Origin of the sequence: Streptomyces sp. NPDC015532 (assembly GCF_043078065.1) — a bacterium.
In the GTDB taxonomy this organism is placed as follows: Bacteria; Actinomycetota; Actinomycetes; order Streptomycetales; family Streptomycetaceae; genus Streptomyces.
In genome coordinates, this window is sequence record NZ_JBIBSY010000001.1 from 325,437 (window position 1) to 344,800 (window position 19,364).

15 protein-coding genes are annotated in these 19,364 nt (G+C 71.9%); 13 read left to right on the forward strand and 2 right to left on the reverse strand.

All coding sequences use genetic code 11. The features are described 5' to 3' along the window. The first annotated feature begins 119 nt into the window (after nucleotides 1-119). From iolC to ACF07B_RS01415, 10 genes are all read left to right on the forward strand, one after another. The gene (gene iolC / locus ACF07B_RS01370) at nucleotides 120-1,118 is read left to right on the forward strand and encodes a 5-dehydro-2-deoxygluconokinase (RefSeq protein WP_392177341.1); all 999 of its coding nucleotides are present in this window, start codon (nucleotides 120-122) and stop codon (nucleotides 1,116-1,118) included. Nucleotides 1,119-1,174: 56 nt separating this feature from the next. Continuing rightward, nucleotides 1,175-2,056 (forward strand): deoxyribose-phosphate aldolase, encoded by an 882-nt coding sequence (locus ACF07B_RS01375; protein WP_392177940.1) that lies wholly within the window; start codon nucleotides 1,175-1,177, stop codon nucleotides 2,054-2,056. A gap of 7 nt (nucleotides 2,057-2,063) precedes the next feature. Further along, entirely contained in the window at nucleotides 2,064-2,906 is an 843-nt protein-coding gene (gene iolB / locus ACF07B_RS01380) for a 5-deoxy-glucuronate isomerase (RefSeq protein ID WP_369483478.1), read from the forward strand. Further along, on the forward strand, nucleotides 2,903-4,819 hold the full coding sequence (iolD, locus tag ACF07B_RS01385; protein WP_392177342.1) for a 3D-(3,5/4)-trihydroxycyclohexane-1,2-dione acylhydrolase (decyclizing): 1,917 nt from the start codon (nucleotides 2,903-2,905) through the stop codon (nucleotides 4,817-4,819). Before iolB ends, iolD begins: the two co-directional genes overlap by 4 nt. Before the next feature lie 14 nt (nucleotides 4,820-4,833). Then, a complete protein-coding gene (gene mmsA / locus ACF07B_RS01390) occupies nucleotides 4,834-6,336 on the forward strand; it encodes a CoA-acylating methylmalonate-semialdehyde dehydrogenase (protein ID WP_369483480.1) in 1,503 nt (500 codons plus the stop codon). Nucleotides 6,337-6,878: 542 nt separating this feature from the next. Then, on the forward strand, nucleotides 6,879-8,288 hold the full coding sequence (locus ACF07B_RS01395; protein WP_392177343.1) for an APC family permease: 1,410 nt from the start codon (nucleotides 6,879-6,881) through the stop codon (nucleotides 8,286-8,288). Between the two features lie 179 nt (nucleotides 8,289-8,467). Continuing rightward, nucleotides 8,468-11,152 (forward strand): alpha/beta fold hydrolase, encoded by a 2,685-nt coding sequence (locus ACF07B_RS01400; protein ID WP_392177344.1) that lies wholly within the window; start codon nucleotides 8,468-8,470, stop codon nucleotides 11,150-11,152. After that, the gene (locus ACF07B_RS01405) at nucleotides 11,149-12,009 is read left to right on the forward strand and encodes an ABC transporter permease (protein WP_369483483.1); all 861 of its coding nucleotides are present in this window, start codon (nucleotides 11,149-11,151) and stop codon (nucleotides 12,007-12,009) included. The genes ACF07B_RS01400 and ACF07B_RS01405 overlap by 4 nt, the downstream gene beginning before the upstream one ends. A gap of 153 nt (nucleotides 12,010-12,162) precedes the next feature. Further along, nucleotides 12,163-13,797 carry a von Willebrand factor type A domain-containing protein gene (locus tag ACF07B_RS01410; RefSeq protein ID WP_392177345.1) on the forward strand — a complete coding sequence of 545 codons (1,635 nt, stop codon included), beginning with the start codon at nucleotides 12,163-12,165 and terminating at the stop codon, nucleotides 13,795-13,797. 61 nt (nucleotides 13,798-13,858) lie between these two features. After that, nucleotides 13,859-15,778 carry an AMP-dependent synthetase/ligase gene (locus tag ACF07B_RS01415; RefSeq protein WP_392177346.1) on the forward strand — a complete coding sequence of 640 codons (1,920 nt, stop codon included), beginning with the start codon at nucleotides 13,859-13,861 and terminating at the stop codon, nucleotides 15,776-15,778. Nucleotides 15,779-15,847: 69 nt separating this feature from the next. Here the strand turns inward: ACF07B_RS01415 and ACF07B_RS01420 are convergent, their stop codons facing one another. Continuing rightward, a complete protein-coding gene (locus tag ACF07B_RS01420) occupies nucleotides 15,848-16,255 on the reverse strand; it encodes a rodlin (protein ID WP_369483505.1) in 408 nt (135 codons plus the stop codon). Between the two features lie 200 nt (nucleotides 16,256-16,455). Further along, a complete protein-coding gene (locus ACF07B_RS01425) occupies nucleotides 16,456-16,866 on the reverse strand; it encodes a rodlin (RefSeq protein WP_384238835.1) in 411 nt (136 codons plus the stop codon). Nucleotides 16,867-17,117: 251 nt separating this feature from the next. Between ACF07B_RS01425 and ACF07B_RS01430 the strand changes: the two genes are divergently transcribed. The 3 genes from ACF07B_RS01430 to ACF07B_RS01440 all read left to right on the forward strand — a co-directional run bounded on the left by ACF07B_RS01430 (nucleotide 17,118) and on the right by ACF07B_RS01440 (nucleotide 19,234). Continuing rightward, nucleotides 17,118-17,531, forward strand: coding sequence for a rodlin (locus ACF07B_RS01430; RefSeq protein WP_369483486.1), 414 nt, complete (start codon nucleotides 17,118-17,120; stop codon nucleotides 17,529-17,531). 313 nt (nucleotides 17,532-17,844) lie between these two features. Continuing rightward, a complete protein-coding gene (locus tag ACF07B_RS01435) occupies nucleotides 17,845-18,102 on the forward strand; it encodes a chaplin (RefSeq protein WP_369483487.1) in 258 nt (85 codons plus the stop codon). 106 nt (nucleotides 18,103-18,208) lie between these two features. Beyond that, nucleotides 18,209-19,234: a chaplin gene (locus ACF07B_RS01440; RefSeq protein ID WP_392177347.1), complete on the forward strand. Its 1,026-nt coding sequence runs from the start codon at nucleotides 18,209-18,211 to the stop codon at nucleotides 19,232-19,234. Nucleotides 19,235-19,364 lie beyond the last annotated feature (130 nt).

Genomic DNA, 19,364 nt, shown 5'->3' on the forward strand with positions numbered 1-19,364 from the left:
TCCGGCGGCTCCCTGGAGGTGTCAAGCCCTGGTCCGAATGTCTGGACAAAACGTTGACAGGGTCCCCTCGCGGGACTAGACCTGGGGGCAGCCGCAGGGACCGCGGAGAAGGGAACTCGATGGCGTACGAGCTGATCACCATGGGGCGGATCGGTGTGGACCTCTACCCGTTGCAGACGGGTGTCCCGCTGTCCCGGGTGACCTCCTTCGGCAAGTTCCTCGGCGGCTCGGCGACCAACGTCGCGGTGGCGGCCGCGCGGCTCGGACGGCGTACGGCCGTCGTCACCCGAACGGGTGCGGACCCCTTCGGAACCTATCTGCGTGAGGCGTTGCGGGACTTCGGTGTCGACGACCGCTGGGTCACCTCGGTCCCGGGACTGCCGACGCCGGTCACCTTCTGCGAGATCTTCCCGCCGGACGACTTCCCGCTGTACTTCTACCGGGAGCCCAAGGCCCCCGACCTGGAGATCGGCGTCGACGAACTCGACCTCGACGCCGTGCGCGAGGCCCGTGTCTTCTGGATGACGGGCACGGGCCTGAGCGCGGAGCCCAGCCGCACGGCCACCCTCGCCGCCCTGGCCCACCGGGCCCGCTCCGGCACGACGGTCTTCGACCTCGACTGGCGCCCCACGTTCTGGACAAGCCCAGCCCGCCCGAACACGGCCCGGGAGACCCCGGACCCGGACGACCCGGCCTCCTCCGCGCGCCCCTTCTACGCGGAGGCCCTGCGCCACGCCACCGTCGCCGTCGGCAACCTCGACGAGGTCGAGGTCGCCACGGGGGAACGCGAGCCGCACGCGGCCGCCGCCGCCCTCCTCGAAGCCGGCGTCGAGCTCGCCGTGGTGAAGCAGGGCCCCAAGGGCGTCCTCGCCGTCCACCGCGACGGCACCACCGCCGAGGTCCCGCCCCTCCCGGTCGAGGTCCTCAACGGCCTCGGTGCCGGGGACGCGTTCGGCGGCTCCCTCTGCCACGGACTCCTCGCCGGCTGGGACCTGGAGAAGGTCATGCGTCACGCGAACGCGGCGGGCGCCATCGTCGCCTCCCGGCTGGAGTGCTCCTCCGCGATGCCCACCGAGCGCGAGATCGAACAGGCCCTCTCCGCCGGAGCGGTGCGGTGAGGGCGGGCCACGTCGGGGGAGCCCGCCCCGAACAGGGCGGCGACGGGCCCGCGCCGGTGCGTGTCGACGTCTCCGCCCTCGTGCGGGCCCGTGCCCGCCACCCCGAGGCCATCGCGGAGGCCGCAGCCCGGCGGGTGCGGCGGCCGCTGGTCGACGGCTCCGGACGGCTGATGATCGTCGCCGCGGACCACCCGGCACGCGGCATGCTGGCCGTCGGCGACCGGAGGATGGCCATGGCGGGGCGCGCCGGTCTGCTGGAACGCCTGTGCGTCGCGCTCTCGCGCCCCGGGGTCGACGGCGTGCTCGCCACCGCCGACATACTGGACGACCTGCTGCTGCTCGGCGTGCTCGACGGCAAGGTGGTCATCGGCTCGATGAACCGGGGCGGACTCGCGGGCTCCGCCTTCGAACTGGACGACCGCTTCACCGGGTACCGCCCGCGGGACATCGAACGGCTCGGCTTCGACGCCGGCAAACTGCTGCTGCGCATCGACTACGACGATCCAGGGTCGCTGCGCACCCTGGAGTCCGCCGCCCGCGTCATCGACGACATGGCCGAACGGCGGCTTCCGGTCTTCGTCGAGCCGTTCCTCTGCCGTCGCCGGGACGACGGCTCCCTGCGCAACGATCTGAGCGCCGAGGCCGTCACCAAGTCCATCGCCATCGCCGGCGGCCTGGGCGGCAGTTCGGCGTACACCTGGCTGAAGGTCCCCGTCACCGAGAACCCCGACGACATGGCCCGGGTCATGGAGACCTCCACGCTGCCCGCCGTCCTGCTCGGCGGCGATGTCGGCGAGGACCAGGAGGGCGCGTACGAGAAATGGCGCGGGGCGCTCCAACTCCCCACCGTGCAGGGCCTGGTGGTGGGGCGTTCGCTGCTGTACCCCGCGGACGGCGATGTCGCCGCGGCCGTGGACACCGCCGTAGGACTTCTGTGAGGGCCGCATGAGTCGTCCGAGCAACGAGCTGTACGTGCCCGCGGGCACCGCCGCCGACGCCCACCACGCCCTCGACATCGGCCCCGAACGGGCCGGCTGGACCCACAGCAGCCTGCGGATCGTGGAGCTGGCCCCCGGCGGCACCCATACGTTCACCACCGGGGACAGCGAGTGGATCGTGCTCCCGCTCGGCGGCGGCTGCACGGTGCGCACCAAGGACGGTACGGAAGAGCAGGAGTTCCAACTCCTGGGCAGGCGGAGCGTGTTCGACGGAGTCTCCGACTTCGCGTACGTTCCCCGTGAGGCCCGGGCCCAGATCGCCTCCGGCGCGGGAGGCCGCTTCGCCCTGGCAGGAGCGAAGTGCGAGCGCCGACTCCCCGCCCGCTACGGCCCCGCGCCGGAGGTTCCCGTCGAAGACCGCGGCAGCGGCAACTGCGCCCGCCAGGTACGCAACTTCGCCGCCGCGGACGTCTTCGCGTGCGACCGGCTCATCGCCGTGGAGGTGATCACCCCGGGCGGCAACTGGTCCTCGTATCCGCCGCACAAGCACGACGAACACCTGCCCGGTGTGGAGTCCCTGCTGGAGGAGATCTACTACTTCGAGATCGAGGGACCGGACGGGTTCGGCTATCAGCGCGTCTTCCCCTCCCGTGAGGGCGGTTCGGACGTCCTCGCCGAGGTCCGCACCGGCGACGCCGTCCTCGTCCCCGACGGATGGCACGGCCCGTCCATCGCCCAGCCCGGTCACACCATGTACTACCTGAACGTCATGGCGGGGCCGGGCGGGGACAGGGAGTGGCGGATCCGCTTCCACCCGGGACACGCGAAGGGCACAGGGGGGTACCGATGACCTCGACGACGAGGCTGACGGTGGCGCAGGCGCTGGTGCGGTTCCTGGCCGCGCAGTACACCGAACGGGACGGCGCGCGCCGCCGGCTGATCGGCGCCGTCTGGGGCATCTTCGGCCACGGGAACGTCGCGGGGATCGGCCAGGCGCTCGTCGAGCACGCCACCGTGCCCGGCGGCGGGACACCTCCCGCGTCGCCCCTGATGCCGTACCACCAGGGGCGCAACGAACAGGCCATGGTGCACGCGGCCGTCGGCTACGCCCGTCAGTGCGGCCGGCTGTCGGCGCACGCCGTGACCACCTCCATCGGGCCCGGCGCCACCAACCTCGTCACCGGCGCCGCGCTCGCCACCGTCAACCACCTGCCGGTGCTGCTCCTGCCCGGCGACGTCTTCGCGGCCCGCCCCGCCGACCCGGTGCTCCAGCAACTGGAGGTCCCCTTCGCCGGGGACGTCTCGGTCAACGACTGTCTGCGCCCGGTGTCGAGGTACTTCGACCGGATCACCCGCCCCGAGGCCCTGATCCCCGCGGCCCTCCAGGCGATGCGCGTGCTCACCGACCCCGTCGACACCGGCGCCGTCACGCTCGCGCTGCCGCAGGACGTGCAGACGGAGGCGTACGACTGGCCGGAGGAGTTCTTCGCCGAGCGGACCTGGACCGTACGGCGCCAGGCGCCCGACGCCGTGGAGCTGACCCGGGCCGTCGAGGCGGTCCGCGCCGCCCGGCGGCCGCTGATCGTCGCGGGCGGCGGCGTCCACCACAGCCGCGCCGAGGAGGCGCTCGCCGCGTTCGCCTCGGCCACCGGCATTCCCGTCGCCTCCACCCAGGCGGGCAAGGGCTCGCTGCGCTGGGACCACCCCCAGGACGTCGGCGGCATCGGGCACACCGGCACGGCGACCGCCGACGAGCTCGCCCGCACCGCCGACCTGGTGATCGGGGTCGGCACCCGCTACACCGACTTCACCACCGCCTCGGGCACGCTGTTCACGGCCCCGGGCGTCCGCTTCCTCAACCTCAACATCGCTCCGTACGACGGTCACAAACTCGCCGGCTCTCCGCTGATCGCCGACGCCCGCGCGGGTCTCGAAGCGCTCACCGGGGCCCTGCCGGCGGACCGCCACCGCGCGGAGCCCGCGTACGTCACCGAGTACACGGACGGCAAGGAGCGCTGGGAGCACCGCGTCGACGCGGCCTACGACGCCGAGGACATCGACACCCGGCCCACCCAGCCGCAGGTCCTCGGCGTCCTCGACGAGCTGGTCACCGAGGACGACATCCTGATCAACGCGGCCGGCTCGCTCCCCGGCGACCTGCACAAACTGTGGCGGGCGCGGTCGCGGGACCAGTACCACGTCGAGTACGGCTATTCGTGCATGGGCTACGAGATCCCGGCCGCGATCGGTGTGCGGATGGCGGCCCCGGACCGGCCGGTGTGGGCGCTGGTCGGCGACGGTACGTATCTGATGATGCCGACCGAGATCGTCACCGCGGTCCAGGAGGGCGTCGCGATCAAGGTGGTCATCCTCCAGAACCACGGGTACGCCTCTATCGGCGGGCTCTCGGAGTCCGTGGGCGGCGAGCGCCTGGGCACGGCGTACCGCGCGCTGGCCGCGGACCGTACGTACACGGGGGCGCCCCTGCCGGTGGATCTCGCGGCCAACGCGGCCAGTCTGGGGATGCGGGTCCTGCGCGCGAGGACCGTGCGTGACCTGCGGGCGGCCCTGGCAGAGGCGCGCGAGGCGGACACTCCCACTTGTGTCTACGTGGAGACCGAAACGGCAGACACAGTGTCGGGCGCGCCTCCGGCCCAGGCCTGGTGGGATGTACCTGTGGCCGAGACCGCGACCCGACCGTCCGCGGTCAAGGCCCGTGAGGAGTACGACCGGCACGTCGCCGCCCGACGCCGCCATCTGTGAAGGAGTGCATGGCCATGACGAAGACCGTCGACCACTGGATCGGTGGCAAGACCGTCGAGGGTGCGTCGGGTACGTACGGGCCGGTCACCGACCCGGCGACCGGCGCCGTGACCACGAAGGTCGCCTTCGCGACCGCCGAGGAGGTCGACGCCGCGGTCGCCGCCGCGAAGGACGCCTACGCGACCTGGGGCCGGTCCTCGCTGGCCAGGAGGACCACGATCCTGTTCGCGTTCCGCGCGCTGCTCGACGCCAACCGGGACGCGATCGCCGAGCTGATCACCGCCGAGCACGGCAAGGTGCACTCGGACGCGCTCGGCGAGGTCGCGCGCGGTCTGGAGATCGTCGAGCTGGCCTGCGCGATCACGACGCAGCTCAAGGGCGAGCTGTCGACCGAGGTGGCCTCCCGGGTCGACGTGTCCTCGATCCGCCAGCCGCTGGGTGTCGTCGCGGGCATCACGCCGTTCAACTTCCCGGCCATGGTCCCGATGTGGATGTTCCCGATCGCCATCGCCTGCGGCAACACCTTCGTCCTCAAGCCCTCGGAGAAGGACCCGTCGGCCGCGATGAAGCTCGCCGAGCTGCTGGCCGAGGCGGGCCTGCCCGACGGTGTCTTCAACGTCGTGCACGGTGACAAGGTGGCCGTCGACCGGCTCCTGGAGCACCCGGACGTCGCCGCGGTGTCCTTCGTGGGCTCGACCCCGATCGCCCGCTACATCCACACCACCGCCGCCGCGAACCACAAGCGGGTCCAGGCCCTCGGCGGCGCCAAGAACCACATGCTGGTCCTGCCGGACGCCGACCTGGACGCCGCGGCCGACGCCGCCGTCTCGGCCGCGTACGGCTCCGCCGGCGAGCGCTGCATGGCGATCTCCGCCGTCGTGGCGGTCGGTTCCGTCGGCGACGAGCTGGTGGCCAAGATCCGTGAGCGCGCCGAGAAGATCAAGATCGGTCCCGGCAACGACCCGACGTCGGAGATGGGCCCGCTCATCACGGCCGTCCACCGCGACAAGGTGGCGTCGTACGTGAAGGGCGCCGCCGACCAGGGCTGCGAGGTCGTCCTCGACGGCACGGGCTACACGGTCGAGGGCCACGAGGACGGTCACTGGATCGGCCTGTCGCTGCTGGACCGTGTGCCGGTGACGGCGGACGCGTACAAGGACGAGATCTTCGGCCCGGTGCTGTGCGTGCTGCGCGTGGACACCTACGACGAGGGCGTGGCGCTGATCAACGCGTCCCCCTTCGGCAACGGCACCGCGATCTTCACCCGGGACGGCGGCGCCGCCCGCCGCTTCCAGCTGGAGATCGAGGCGGGCATGGTCGGCGTGAACGTGCCGATCCCGGTCCCCGTCGGCTACCACTCCTTCGGAGGCTGGAAGGACTCCCTGTTCGGGGACCACCACATCTACGGCAACGACGGCACGCACTTCTACACGCGCGGCAAGGTCGTCACCACCCGCTGGCCGGACCCGTCGGAGGCACCGGCGGGCGTCGACCTGGGCTTCCCCCGCAACCACTGAGGCGTCCGCGTCCCTGGTGCCCCGCCCCTCGCCCGGGGCGGGGCACCGTCGCGTTCCGGGCCTCCCGAGGTCCGGGCATCCTGCCGTCCCGGCCTGCTGCCGCCTCCATGGTTATGGGGGCGCCGCCGTTCAACGGGGTCGTCACCCTGACCTCGGCCGAGCCCAGGGACTCCGTCCGGTCCGTGGGTGCCGTCCGGAATGCGGACCAATTCCGGGGAGTTTCGGCGGCGTGACTGCTGTTCTCGTCATGTGGTGATGAAACGGGTGACGCAGGTTACTCGGCATCGCGACCTGCGAAAGCAAGGTCATGACGGAAAAATTCTTGATGATTGCATCACCATGGCGCCCTTGCCTGGGAAAGTGATGTGATGTGCGTCGCTCCACTCCTGCGGATTCCGTAGGTGAACGGCCATTGACGCAACGGTTTCCGTCAAGGTTCCATCGGCGCGGGAGCGGACGAGAACGAAGTACGACGCGAGCCGCCGGAGGCGATATCGCTCCCGCCCGAACCACCTGACGCCCGAGTCGATCGGAACCGCTTGATGACCGACACGCTCCGCCCCGCAGAGACCGCCGTCCTGGACCCCGCCCCCACGGAGACGGGGAACCCGAAGACACTCAAGCGTTCCATCGGCGTCGTCGGCGGCACCCTGCTGACGCTGTCCTGCGTGACCCCGGCCTCGACGCTGTTCGTGGTCATCCCCGACCTCTTCGGCTCGCTCGGCACCGCGACCGCCCTCACGATCGCGATCGGCTCGCTGCTCTGCGTCGCCGTGGCGTTCTGCTACTCGGAGCTGGGCACCCTCATCCCCAGCGCGGGCGGCGAGTACGCCATGGTCTCCACGATGGCCGGACGGCTCGCGGGCTGGCTCGTCTTCGTGATGTCCCTGCTCGTGGTCATGATCGTCCCGCCGGTGATCGCCATCGGCACCGCCGACTACCTCGCCCCGCTCGTACACCTCGACCCGGCGATGACCGGCGCCGGCGTGATGCTGCTGGCCACCCTCGCCGGACTGCTCGACCTGCGCGCCAACGCCTGGATCACCGGCATCTTCCTGGTCCTCGAAGTCGTCGCCGCCGGTGTGGTGGCCCTGCTCGGCTTCACGCACAGCCAGCGGGGCCTGAGCAGCCTGACCTCCCTGCAGGTCGCCGGGACCGGCGGACACACCGACGCCGTGACGGCCATGCTCGTCATCTCCGGGCTCGCCATCGCCCTCTTCGCCACCCAGGGCTTCTCGACCGCCGTCTACCTCTCCGAGGAACTGGAGAACCCGCGGCGCAACGTCGCCCGCACGGTCCTGGCCACCCTCGCGATCTCCACGGTCGTGATCCTGGTCCCGGTCGTCGCCATCACCCTGGGCGCCTCCGACATCAAGGAGCTCACCGGCGGCGACATCAGCGGCATGGTCACGGCCTGGTCCAACTCGGCCGTCGGCACGTTCGTCAGCCTCTGCGTCGCCCTCGCGATCATCAACGCGGGCATCGTCATGGTCATCCAGAACTCGCGCGTCCTGTTCGCCTCGGCCCGTGACAAGGCGTGGCCCGAGCCGGTCAACAACGGCCTGTCCAGGCTCGGCCGGTTCGGCTCCCCCTGGGTCGCCACCCTGCTGGTGGGCGTCCCCGGCGCCGCCCTCTGCTTCGTCAACCTCGACACCCTGTACGGCGTCACGGGCGTGTCGGTGACCGCCATGTACCTGCTCGTCGCGGTCGCCGCCCTGCTCGCCCGGCGCGGCCACCACCGCCACACCCCCGCCTGGCGGATGCCGCTGTGGCCTGCGACGCCGATCCTGCTGATCGTCGTGCTCGCCTACGTCCTCACCCAGCAGGAGACGCAGTACCTGCTGTGGACCGGCGGCATCACCGCCGTCGCCACCCTGTACTGGGCCTTCTACCTGCGCCCGCGCCGCGACACCCGCTGGCTGGTGTCGATTCCGGAGGACGCCCAGGCGTGACCCGCCGGCCCGTACGGGAACCTCCCGGCGCCCCGGGACGGCGGCGGCGCGCCGCGGCTTGACGGCCCGTTCGTACCACGGACGCGGTACACGCGGCCCCCGCCGTACTTCCCCGGGAGGGGTGCCGGTTCAACCCGGCGGCTGTCCCTGCCGCCGGGTGGCGCCCGTACGGTTGAGCCATGGATCTTCGACTGCCCCGGCCGCGCGGGCCGCGCCGGGGACACCCCTCCGGCCGCACGGCGGCCCGAGCCCGCGGGCGATGGGCGGCCGCCGCCGCTGCCCTCGTGGTGCTCGCCGGCGCGGGCACCTGGACGGCCGTCGCCTCCGACGGCGCGCCCGCCGTCCACCGCTCCGACCGCGTCATGGCCATGGACGGCGGAGTGCGGCTCGACACCTCGTACTTCACCGCGGGACCGTCCTCGCCCCGCCGCCCCGCCGTCCTCCTCGCGCACGGCTTCGGCGGCAGCAAGGCGGACGTACGCGCCGAGGCGGAAAAGCTCGCCCGCGACGGATACGCGGTCCTGACCTGGTCGGCGCGCGGCTTCGGCAGTTCCACCGGAAAGATCGGGCTGAACGACCCCAAGGCCGAGGTCGCCGACGTCTCCCGGCTCGTCGACTGGCTCGCCCGGCGCCCCGAGGTCCGGCTCGACGGGAGCGGGGACCCGCGCGTGGGCGTGGCGGGAGCCTCGTACGGCGGGGCGATCTCCCTGCTGGCCGCCGCGAACGACCGGCGCGTCGACGCCATCGCCCCGTCGATCACGTACTGGAACCTCGCGGACGCCCTGTTCCCCAACGGCGTGTTCAAGAAGCTCTGGGCCGGCATCTTCATCAACTCCGGCGGCGGCTGCGCCCGCTTCGAGCCCGAGCTGTGCGCGATGTACGACCGGGTCGCGGAGTCCGGTAAGCCGGACGCGGCGGCGACGAAGCTGCTCCAGGAGCGCAGCCCCTCCGCCGTCGGCGACCGCGTCAAGGTCCCCACCCTCATCACCCAGGGCCAGTCCGACTCCCTGTTCACGCTCGGCCAGGCCGACGCGATGGCCAGGGCCGTCAAGGCCAACGGCGCCCCCGTCGACGTCGACTGGATCGCGGGCGGACACGACGGCGGCGACATGGAGACGGACCGCGTCACCTCCCGCGTCGTCTCCTGGTTCGACCGCTACCTGAAGGACGACAAGGGCGCGGGCACCGGCCCCGCCTTCCGCGTCACCCGCACCGGTGGGGTCGACTCCACCGACGGCGCCGCCCTGCTGCGCGGCGCGAGCTCGGACACCTACCCCGGACTGGACAGCGGCCGCCGCACGATTGAGCTGACCGGCCGTGAACAGCGCTTCCAGAACCCGGCGGGCGCCAGTCCGCCCGCCATCTCGGCCCTGCCGGGACTCGGCGGCTCCGGCGGCCTCGCCCAGCTCTCCACCCTCGGCCTCGGGGTCTCCCTGGACTTCCCCGGCCAGTACGCCCGCTTCGAGTCCGCTCCCTTCCGGGACGACCTGCGGATCACCGGCTCGCCGACCGTCACCGTGCACGTCGGGTCGAGCACCGACGACGCGGTCCTCTTCGGCAAGGTGTACGACGTCGGACCCGGCGGCACCCAGCAGGTACTGCCCTCCCAGCTCGTCACCCCGGTCCGCGTCGAGGGCGCGAAGAGCGGCAAGGACGTGTCCCTGACCCTTCCCGCCGTCGACCACGCGGTCCGCAAGGGCCACCGGCTGCGCCTGGTCCTCGCCTCGACCGACCTCGGCTACGCCTCCCCGGTGGCCCCCGCCACGTACACGGTGTCCCTCAAGAGCGCCCTCCAGGTGCCGACGGCCCCCGCGGTGAAGACCGCCGCCGCGCCGCTGCCCTCCTGGGTGTGGTGGCTGCCGCTCGCCGGCGCGCTCGCCGCCCTGGCCCTGCTGGTGACGGGCCGCCGCCGTACGAGCGCCCCGGCAGCCGACCCCGGACTGGCCGAAGTCCCGCTCCAGATCACCGGCCTGAGCAAGCGCTACGCCAAGTCCGCCGACCGGTACGCCGTACGGGACCTGTCGTTCCGCGTGGAGAAGGGCCAGGTCCTCGGCCTGCTCGGGCCGAACGGCGCGGGCAAGACCACCACGCTGCGCATGCTCATGGGCCTCATCCAGCCCGACGACGGCGAGGTCCGCGTCTTCGGGCACGCGATCCGCCCCGGCGCGCCGGTCCTCTCCCGGGTCGGAGCGTTCGTCGAGGGCGCGGGCTTCCTCCCGCACCTGACCGGCCGCGAGAACCTGGAGCTGTACTGGCAGGCCACCGGCCGTCCCCGCGAGGACGCCCACCTGGAGGAGGCCCTGGAGATCGCCGGACTCGGCGACGCCCTCGCCCGCGCGGTGCGCACCTACTCCCAGGGCATGCGCCAGCGCCTCGCCATCGCCCAGGCCATGCTCGGCCTCCCGGACCTGCTGATCCTGGACGAACCCACCAACGGCCTCGACCCGCCGCAGATCCGCGAGATGCGCCAGGTGATGATCCGCTACGCGGCCGCGGGCCGTACCGTCATCGTCTCCAGCCATCTCCTCGCCGAGGTCGAGCAGTCCTGCACCCACCTCGTGGTCATGGACCGCGGCCGGCTCGTCCAGGCCGGCCCGGTGTCCGAGATCATCGGCTCCGGCGACACCCTGCTCGTCGGCACGGGGGCACCCGTCGACGCGCCGGTCGTGGAGAAGGTGGGCGCGCTGCCGGGCGTCCTCTCGGCCGTCGCGACCGAGGACGGGCTGCTGGTCCGCCTCGACACCGGCGGCAGCGCGCAACGCCTGGTCGTGGAACTCGTACGCCTCGAAGTACCGGTGGCGTCGGTGGGACCCCACCGCCGTCTGGAAGACGCGTTCCTCACCCTGATCGGAGGCTCCGCATGAGCACACTCCAGCGGACCGAGACGGCGGACGGGTACCGGGCGAGCCGCACCCTGCCGCTGCGCGTCGAGCTCGTCCGCCAGCTCAAGCGCCGCCGCACCCTGGTGATGGGGTCGGTCCTCGCGGCCCTGCCCTTCGTCCTGCTCGTCGCGTTCGCGATCGGTGGTCAGCCGGGCGCGCGGAACGGCCGGATCACCCTGCTGGACACGGCCACCGCCTCGGGCGCCAACTTCGCCGCGGTGAACCTGTTCGTCTCGGCGGGCTTCCTCCTGGTGATCCCGGTCGCGCTGTTCTGCGGGGACACCGTCGCCTCCGAGGCGAGCTGGTCCTCCCTGCGCTACCTGCTGGCGGCGCCCGTGCCCAGAGCCCGGCTGCTGTGGTCCAAGCTCACCGTCGCCCTCGGGCTCAGCCTCGCGGCGATGGTCCTGCTGCCGGTCGTCGCGCTGGCCGTGGGCACCGCCGCCTACGGCTGGGGCCCGCTGGAGATCCCCACCGGCGGCGCGCTCTCCGCGGGCACCGCCGCCCAGCGGCTGTTCGCGGTGATCGCGTACATCTTCGTGTCCCAACTGGTCACCGCCGGGCTCGCGTTCTGGCTGTCGACGAAGACGGACGCCCCGCTCGGCGCGGTCGGCGGCGCGGTCGGCCTGACCATCGTGGGCAACGTCCTGGACGCGGTCACCGCACTCGGCCACTGGCGCGACTTCCTGCCGGCCCACTGGCAGTTCGCCTGGGCCGACGCCATCCAGCCGACACCGGAGTGGGGAGGCATGATCCAGGGCGCGGCGGTCTCCGTGACGTACGCCCTCGTCCTGTTCGCCCTGGCCTTCCGCGGCTTCCGGCGCAAGGACATCGTGTCGTAGGTCTCCGGAAGATCACCTACCGGTCTCGGCGGCCCGCCGTCGTGGCCGCTTCGAGATCCTTCCGCAACGCATCCGAGCGCACGTACCGGCCCCCTCGGCCGTCACAGTCACACAAGTCGGCCCACACAAGGGCCGTACGCCGAGGGGGCACAGATGGGGATCAAGCACACACGGACGGCGGCCTTCGCGGGCCGCCCCCACAGCGGCGCACGGAGGGCGAGCCGTCGACGGCTCGCCGGGACACTGCTCGCCCTGCCCCTCGCGGGCGCACTCCTGCTCACCGGATGCGGCGCGGGCGACGGCAGCAACTCCTCGGACGGCGCGGACAAGTCCGGCGGCGGCCGTAACAACCTCCCGCTGCCGGGCCCCGCGCAGCCGACCGGCGGCGCGGCCGAGCGCGGCACCGAGGGCGAGCAGTCGGACGCCCCGGACGTCCAGCCGTCGCCCGACTACCTCTCCACGTTCGCCCTCGACGTCGACACCGCGTCGTACGGCTACGCCCGCCGCACCCTCGCGGACGGCCGCGCCCCCGACCCCTCGACGATCCGCCCCGAGGAGTTCGTCAACAGCTTCCGCCAGGACTACGAACGCCCCGACGGCAACGGCTTCTCCCTGTCCGTCGACGGAGCCCGCACCGACGACGGACGCTGGTCCCTCGTCCGGGTCGGGCTCGCCACCCGGCCCGCCGAGAGCGAGAGCGAACGCCCGCCCGCCGCCCTCACCTTCGTCATCGACATCTCGGGTTCCATGGCGGAGCCGGGCCGCCTCGACCTGGCCACGGAATCCCTCGACGTGATGACGGACCGGCTGCGCGACGACGACTCGGTCGCCCTGGTCACCTTCAGCGACGAAGCCGAGACCGTGCTGCCGATGACCCGGCTCGGAGGTCACCGGGCCCGCGTCCACCGGGCGATCGGCAGCCTGGAGCCGACCGACTCGACCAACCTCGGCGCGGGCGTGCGGACCGGGTACGCGACCGCCGTCCGCGGGCTGCGCGAGGGAGCGACCAACCGGGTCGTCCTGATCTCCGACGCCCTCGCCAACACCGGCGACACGGACGCGGACGACATCCTCGAACGGATCTCCTCCGCCCGCCGCGAGCACGGCATCACCCTCTTCGGCGTGGGTGTCGGCAGCGACTACGGCGACGCCCTCATGGAACGCCTCGCCGACAAGGGCGACGGCCACACGACGTACGTCTCCGATCGCGACGACGCCCTCACCGTCTTCTGCGACCGGCTTCCGCAGAACATCGACCTCACGGCACGCGACGCCAAGGCGCAGGTCGCCTTCGACCCCGAGACGGTCGAACGGTTCCGGCTGATCGGCTACGACGACCGGAAGGTCGCCGACGAGGACTTCCGCGACGACCGGGTGGACGGCGGCGAGGTGGGCCCCGGCCACACCGTCACCGCCCTCTACGCCGTCCGCACCCGCCCCGGCGCCTCCGGGCATCTGGCCACCGCGACCGTCCGCTGGCTCGACCCCCGCTCCCGCGCCCCGCACGAGGAGTCCGGCAGCCTGGAGACCGGCGGTCTGCGCGAGGGTGTCTGGACCTCGCCGTACTCCTTCCAGGTCACCGCCGTGGCCGCCTACTTCGCCGACGACCTGCGCTCCGGCGACGCCCGCTGGAGCTCCCTGCCCGGTGTCCCCTCCCTCGGAGAACTCGCCTCGCGGGCCCGCTCCCTGGCGAACGTGACCGAGGACAAGGACGTCGCGGCGCTCGCCACCGCGATCGGGCAGGCCGACGAACTGGACATCTGCGCCGACGACTGCGCGACCCGTTGAAATTCTGTTACGCACGGGTAAGTTGACTCGCCGGTAAAGAACCCTGCGACCGGGAGCCGCCATGGGCGTACGCAAGGACCTGAAACGGGCGAAGCGGCACGCGGACCTGGCGGGCCGCGGCCGGGTGGAGCTGGTCAGGGACGAGAGCGGTACGGTCCGCGAGGCCCGTACCGCCACCCTGGCGCCCACCCCGGCCGCCGGCAGCACGGCCGACCTGCCGTTCACCAACGCGGCCGAGGCTCCCGGCGCGGTCGTGCTGCGGCGGCCGGGCGCCGGCGGCTGGACGCCGGTGACCGCGGCCGCCTTCGCCCGCGAGGTCACCGACACCGCCAGGGGACTGATCGCGGCGGGCCTCGAACCGGGCGGCCGGGTCGCGGTGATGTCCCGGACGCGCTACGAGTGGACGGTCCTCGACTTCGCCGTCTGGGCGGCCGGCGGCCAGACCGTCCCGGTCTACGCGACCTCCTCCGCCGAACAGGTGGAGTGGATCGTCCGGGACTCGGGCGCCCGCTTCGTGATCGTCGAGAACCCCGCGAACGCGGAGACCGTCTCCACCGGTGTCGCCCGCCACCCCGAACCCCCGCGCGTCTGGCAGCTGGACGAGGGAGCCCTCGCCGAACTCGCCTCCCTGGGGCGGGACATCACCGACGAGGAGGTCGCCGAGCGCCGTGCCGCGCTCACCCCCGAGACCGTCGCGACGATCTGCTACACCTCCGGAACCACCGGCAGACCCAAGGGCTGCGTCCTCACCCACGCCAACCTGTACGCCGAGGCCGCCAACACCGTCGAGCTGCTGCACCCCGTCTTCCAGCAGGTCACCGGCGCGACCGCGTCGACGATCCTCTTCCTTCCGCTCGCCCACATCATGGGCCGCACCCTGCAGATCGCCTGCCTGATGGCCCGGATCGAGCTGGGCCACTGTCCGAGCATCAAACCGGGCGAACTCCGGCCCGCGCTGCGGGAGTTCCGGCCCACCTTCCTGGTCGGTGTGCCGTATCTCTTCGAGAAGATCCACGCCACCGGGCGGGCGACCGCCGAGAAGATGGGCCGCGCCGCCTCCTTCGACCGCGCCCACCGCGTCGGCGTGCGCTTCGCAGAGGCGTACCTGAACCGGTTCCTCGGCACGGGCAAGGGCCCCGGGCCCGGCCTGTACGCGGCCTGGGCGCTGTACGACCTGCTGGTCTACCGCCGTATCCGCAAGGAACTCGGCGGCCGCGCGCACTACGCCATCAGCGGCGGATCCCCGCTCGACCGGGACCTCAACCTCTTCTTCCACGCCGCCGGAATCATCGTCTACGAGGGCTACGGCCTGACCGAGACGACCGCCGCCGCCACCGTGGTCCCGCCGCTCGGGCCCCGCCCGGGAACGGTCGGCCTGCCGGTTCCGGGGACCGCCGTCCGTATCGCCGACGACGGAGAGGTGCTGATCAAGGGAGGTGTCGTCTTCGGCGCCTACTGGAACAACCCGGAGGCGACCGACGCCGTCCTGAAGGGCGACTGGTTCGCCACCGGTGACCTCGGCGCCCTGGACCAGGACGGCTATCTCACCATCACGGGCCGCAAGAAGGACATCCTCATCACGACGGGCGGCAAGAACGTCTCGCCCGCCGTCCTGGAGGACCGGCTGCGCGGCCGCGCCCCCGTCGGACAGTGTCTCGTCGTCGGCGACAACCGCCCGTTCGTCGCGGCCCTGATCACCCTCGACGCCGAGGCGGTCGCCCACTGGCTCGCCGTCCGCGGACTTCCCGCGGACACCCCGCTCGCCGGCCTCGTCCGCGACCCCCGGATGCGCGCCGATGTCCAGAGGGCCGTGGACCACGCCAACGACGCGGTCTCCCGGGCCGAGTCCATTCGCGCGTTCGCCCTGGTGGAAGGCGAGTTCACCGAGGACAACGGCCTGCTCACCCCGTCCCTGAAGGTGCGCAGGCACGCGGTGACGACGGCCTACGCGGTCGAGATCGAGGCCCTGTACGGGAGTTGAACAGCGCGCCGGACACGCGAACAGCGGGCCGCTCCGAGGAGCGGCCCGCTGTCCGTGGTGCGGAGGCGATCAGCTGCCGAGGGCGCCGTTGCCCGACAGGACCGGGATGTTGTCCAGGATGTGCGAGAGCGGCTCGTCGCCCTTGGCCTGGGTGGAGTTCTCGGTGCACTGCTGGTTCTGGGGGGCCGAGAGGACCGGGACGTCCTGGAGGCCGATCTGCGCCAGGCCGGCGACGTTCTGGACGTTGAGCTTGGCCGGCAGGCCGACACAGGGCTTGTTCAGGGAGCCCTGGACCAGCGAGAGCTGGGGGCTCATGTCGCCGAACGTGGCCTGGTTGCCGTACTTCTGGACCGCTCCGTTGCCGTTGACGGTGGTGACACCGTCGTCGTTGCCGATGGCGAGCGCCTGGGGCGCGGCGGCGGCGGCGACGCCGACGAGGGAGGCGGCGACGGCCGCGGTCGCCCAGAGCTTCTTCATGTTCGTTGTGCCCTTTCGGAGAGCGGACTCCGAGCGGAGCCGCATCATGATCAACAGTGCTGCGTGGGTGGTGGTTGCGGGGTGCCCCCGGATGGCTCACGGGGGTCGCGGGCCGACGCGTCGCCGCCGCTGTCGTCGAGGAGGTGACAGCGGCGGCGGGCCGCCGGTGTGACGGCGGCCCGCCGCACGCGGCGTGCGCGTCAGCTGCCGAGGGCGCCGTTGCCCGAGAGGACCGGGATGTTGTCCAGGATGTGCGAGAGCGGCTCGTCGCCCTTGGCCTGGGTGGAGTTCTCGGTGCACTGCTGGTTCTGCGGGGCGGACAGGATCGGGACGTCCTGAAGGCCGATCTGCGCCGCGCCGAGCACGTTCTGGGCGTTGAGCTTGGCCGGCAGACCGACGCAGGGCTTGTTCAGGGACCCCTGGATGAGCGCCATCTGCGGGCTCATGGTGCCGTACGTGGCCTGGTTGCCGTAGATCTGCGAGGCGTCGTTGCCGTTGACGGTGGTGACGCCATTGTCGTTGCCGATGGCCAGCGCCTGCGGCGCGGCGGCGGCCGAGGCTCCGACGACGGAAGCGGCGATCGCCGCGGCAGCCATAACCTTCTTGATCACTTACTGATCCCTTCTGGAGAAACCCCGTCCACCGGAGCGATCTGGACAACTCGCCCCCGGCTGCATAGTTGCTCCGGTTCACCCCAATGGTCGAGGTGGGTGGCGTAGCGGTCAAATCCTCGGGCCAGAGGTTCCGTGAATTCGGACGGGCCGTACAGCCCGATCGGGTGACGTCACGCAACCAATCCCTTCGGCTCCGGTTGGGGGTGGAGACAGGAATACGGGCACAGGCAGAAAAGGAACCCGGAGAAATGTTCAAGAAGGCAATGGCCGTGGCAGCGGTCGCGGCTTCCGTCGTCGGCGTCTCGGCGGCGGCCGCCCCGCAGGCGCTGGCCATCGGCAACGACGACGGCGTCACCACGGTCAACGGGAACGGTGCCGAGCAGACGTACGGCAACGCCCTGACCAAGGGCGACCAGAGCCCCCAGCTCTCGGTGGTCCAGGGCTCGCTGAACAAGCCCTGCATCGGTCTGCCGGCCAAGGTCAACGCCCAGAACGTGCTCGGCCTGCTGGCGCAGGCCGGTCTTCAGGACGTCCCGGTCCTCTCCGCCCCGCAGAACCAGCAGTGCACCGAGAACTCCACCCAGGCCAAGGGTGACGAGCCGCTCTCGCACATCGTGGACAACATCCCGGTCCTGTCGGGCAACGGCGCCCTGGGCAGCTGACCTCCGCCCGGGGCCCGGGCCGCACGTCGTGTCCAGGCGGGCGGTCCGGGCCCCGACACGTGGGCCCGTCGTATATATGAATTCCATTTCCGTCGCGTTGACATTCCCGTCCCGGGTGAAACGCTTCTCCTTCGAGAGGGGCGTTTCTCCTGATGTGAAGCTTCCGTGTCCATTCCGGGCAGGGCGATTCGAGTGAATTCCTCATGGGCTTACGTTTCGCAGTTTCTTCGGCGGTCCGTGCCTCGTTCACAGCCTGCAGGTCATGATGCGAGCCGCCCCAGTGCGCTCGCTCGGTTCCGGCCGACAAAGGGGCATGGCCGCAGAGAAGGGAAAGCACGTGAAGCTCAGCAAGGGCACTTCCGTCGTCGTCGGCGCGATCATGGCTCTGGGCATGGCTGCCCCGGCCTTCGCGGACTCGGGCGCCGAGGGTCTCGCCGCCAACTCTCCCGGCGTCCTCTCGGGCAACGTGATCCAGATCCCGATCCACATCCCCGTCAACGTGTGCGGCAACTCGGTCAACGTGATCGCCCTGCTGAACCCGGCGATCGGCAACGTCTGCGCCAACGGCTGACGTTTCGGCACTTCAGCCGCCTCAGGCTGTGCCACGGCCGGCCTTGGACCGCCTCGCGGACCCCAAGGCCGGCTTCCTCACTTCTCCCAGCAGGAAGACAACAAGAGTGCGACAGAACCTGAGTAGGGGAGTGGTCCTGGCCGCGGCCGCGACAGGCATCATGTCCCTGTACGCCAGCCCGGCCTTCGCGGACTCGAACGCGAGCGCGACCGCTTCGGACTCACCCGGCGTGGCGTCGGGAAACAACGTCCAGGTTCCGGTGAACGTGCCGCTGAACATCTGCGGCAACACGGTCGACGTCGTCGCCGCCCTCAACCCGGCGTTCGGCAACTCCTGCGCCAACGGCCCGGTTTCGAAGGGCAGGCACACGGCGCCGCACCACCCCGCGCAGCACGGCGCCGGCTCCTCGCACCACCCGGGACGCGGCGCCGGTCACGGTGGCACCGAACACGCCGGACACGGGGGTCACCAGGCCGGTGGCCAGGGCGGTTACGGCGGTGCGCACGGTGGTTACGGCGACTCGGGCTACGGCGACTCCCGGCACGGTCAGTCCGGTTACGGCGGCTCTGGTTACGGTGACTCCCGGCACGGTCAGTCCGGTTACGGGGACTCTGGTTACGGTGACTCCCGGCAGGGGCACTCCGGTCACCTGAGCCGGGGGCACGGTGACTCGGGTGCCCACCACGGCGGTTGGGGCGGCTCCTCGTCGTACGGCGGGACGCACGGATCGCCCGGCGTCCTCTCGGGCGACCAGGTGGCGGCTCCGGTGGACATCCCGGTCGAGTTCTGCGGCAACACGCTGGACGTGATCGGCATCGCGAACCCCGTGTTCGGCAACTCGTGCGCCCACCACCACGCGCCGGAGGGCCACGCGACGACCCCGCACCATTGCACTCCGCCGGTGACTCCTCCGCACACGCCCCCGCAGCCGCCGAAGTCGCGTACTCCGCACACGCCCGTGACGGTCCACGAGCAGCCCCCGGCCCCGCCCACGGTGCACCGGCAGTACAGCCCGCCCACGCTGGCGGAGACCGGCGGCGAGGGAGTGTTCGCCAACGCCGCGATCAGTGCCGCCCTGATGACGGGCGGCGCCCTGCTGTACCGGCGCAGCCGGGCCCAGTCCCGCCCGTGACGCCCCGCTCCGGGTGCCGCTCGCGTTCTCACGCCCGGCACCCGGAGCCGATCCGCGCCCGATCCGCGCGCGGCCGGACCCGGTTCACGCGTCCGACCGGCGGGCGGCCGGACCCGGTTCACGCGTCCGA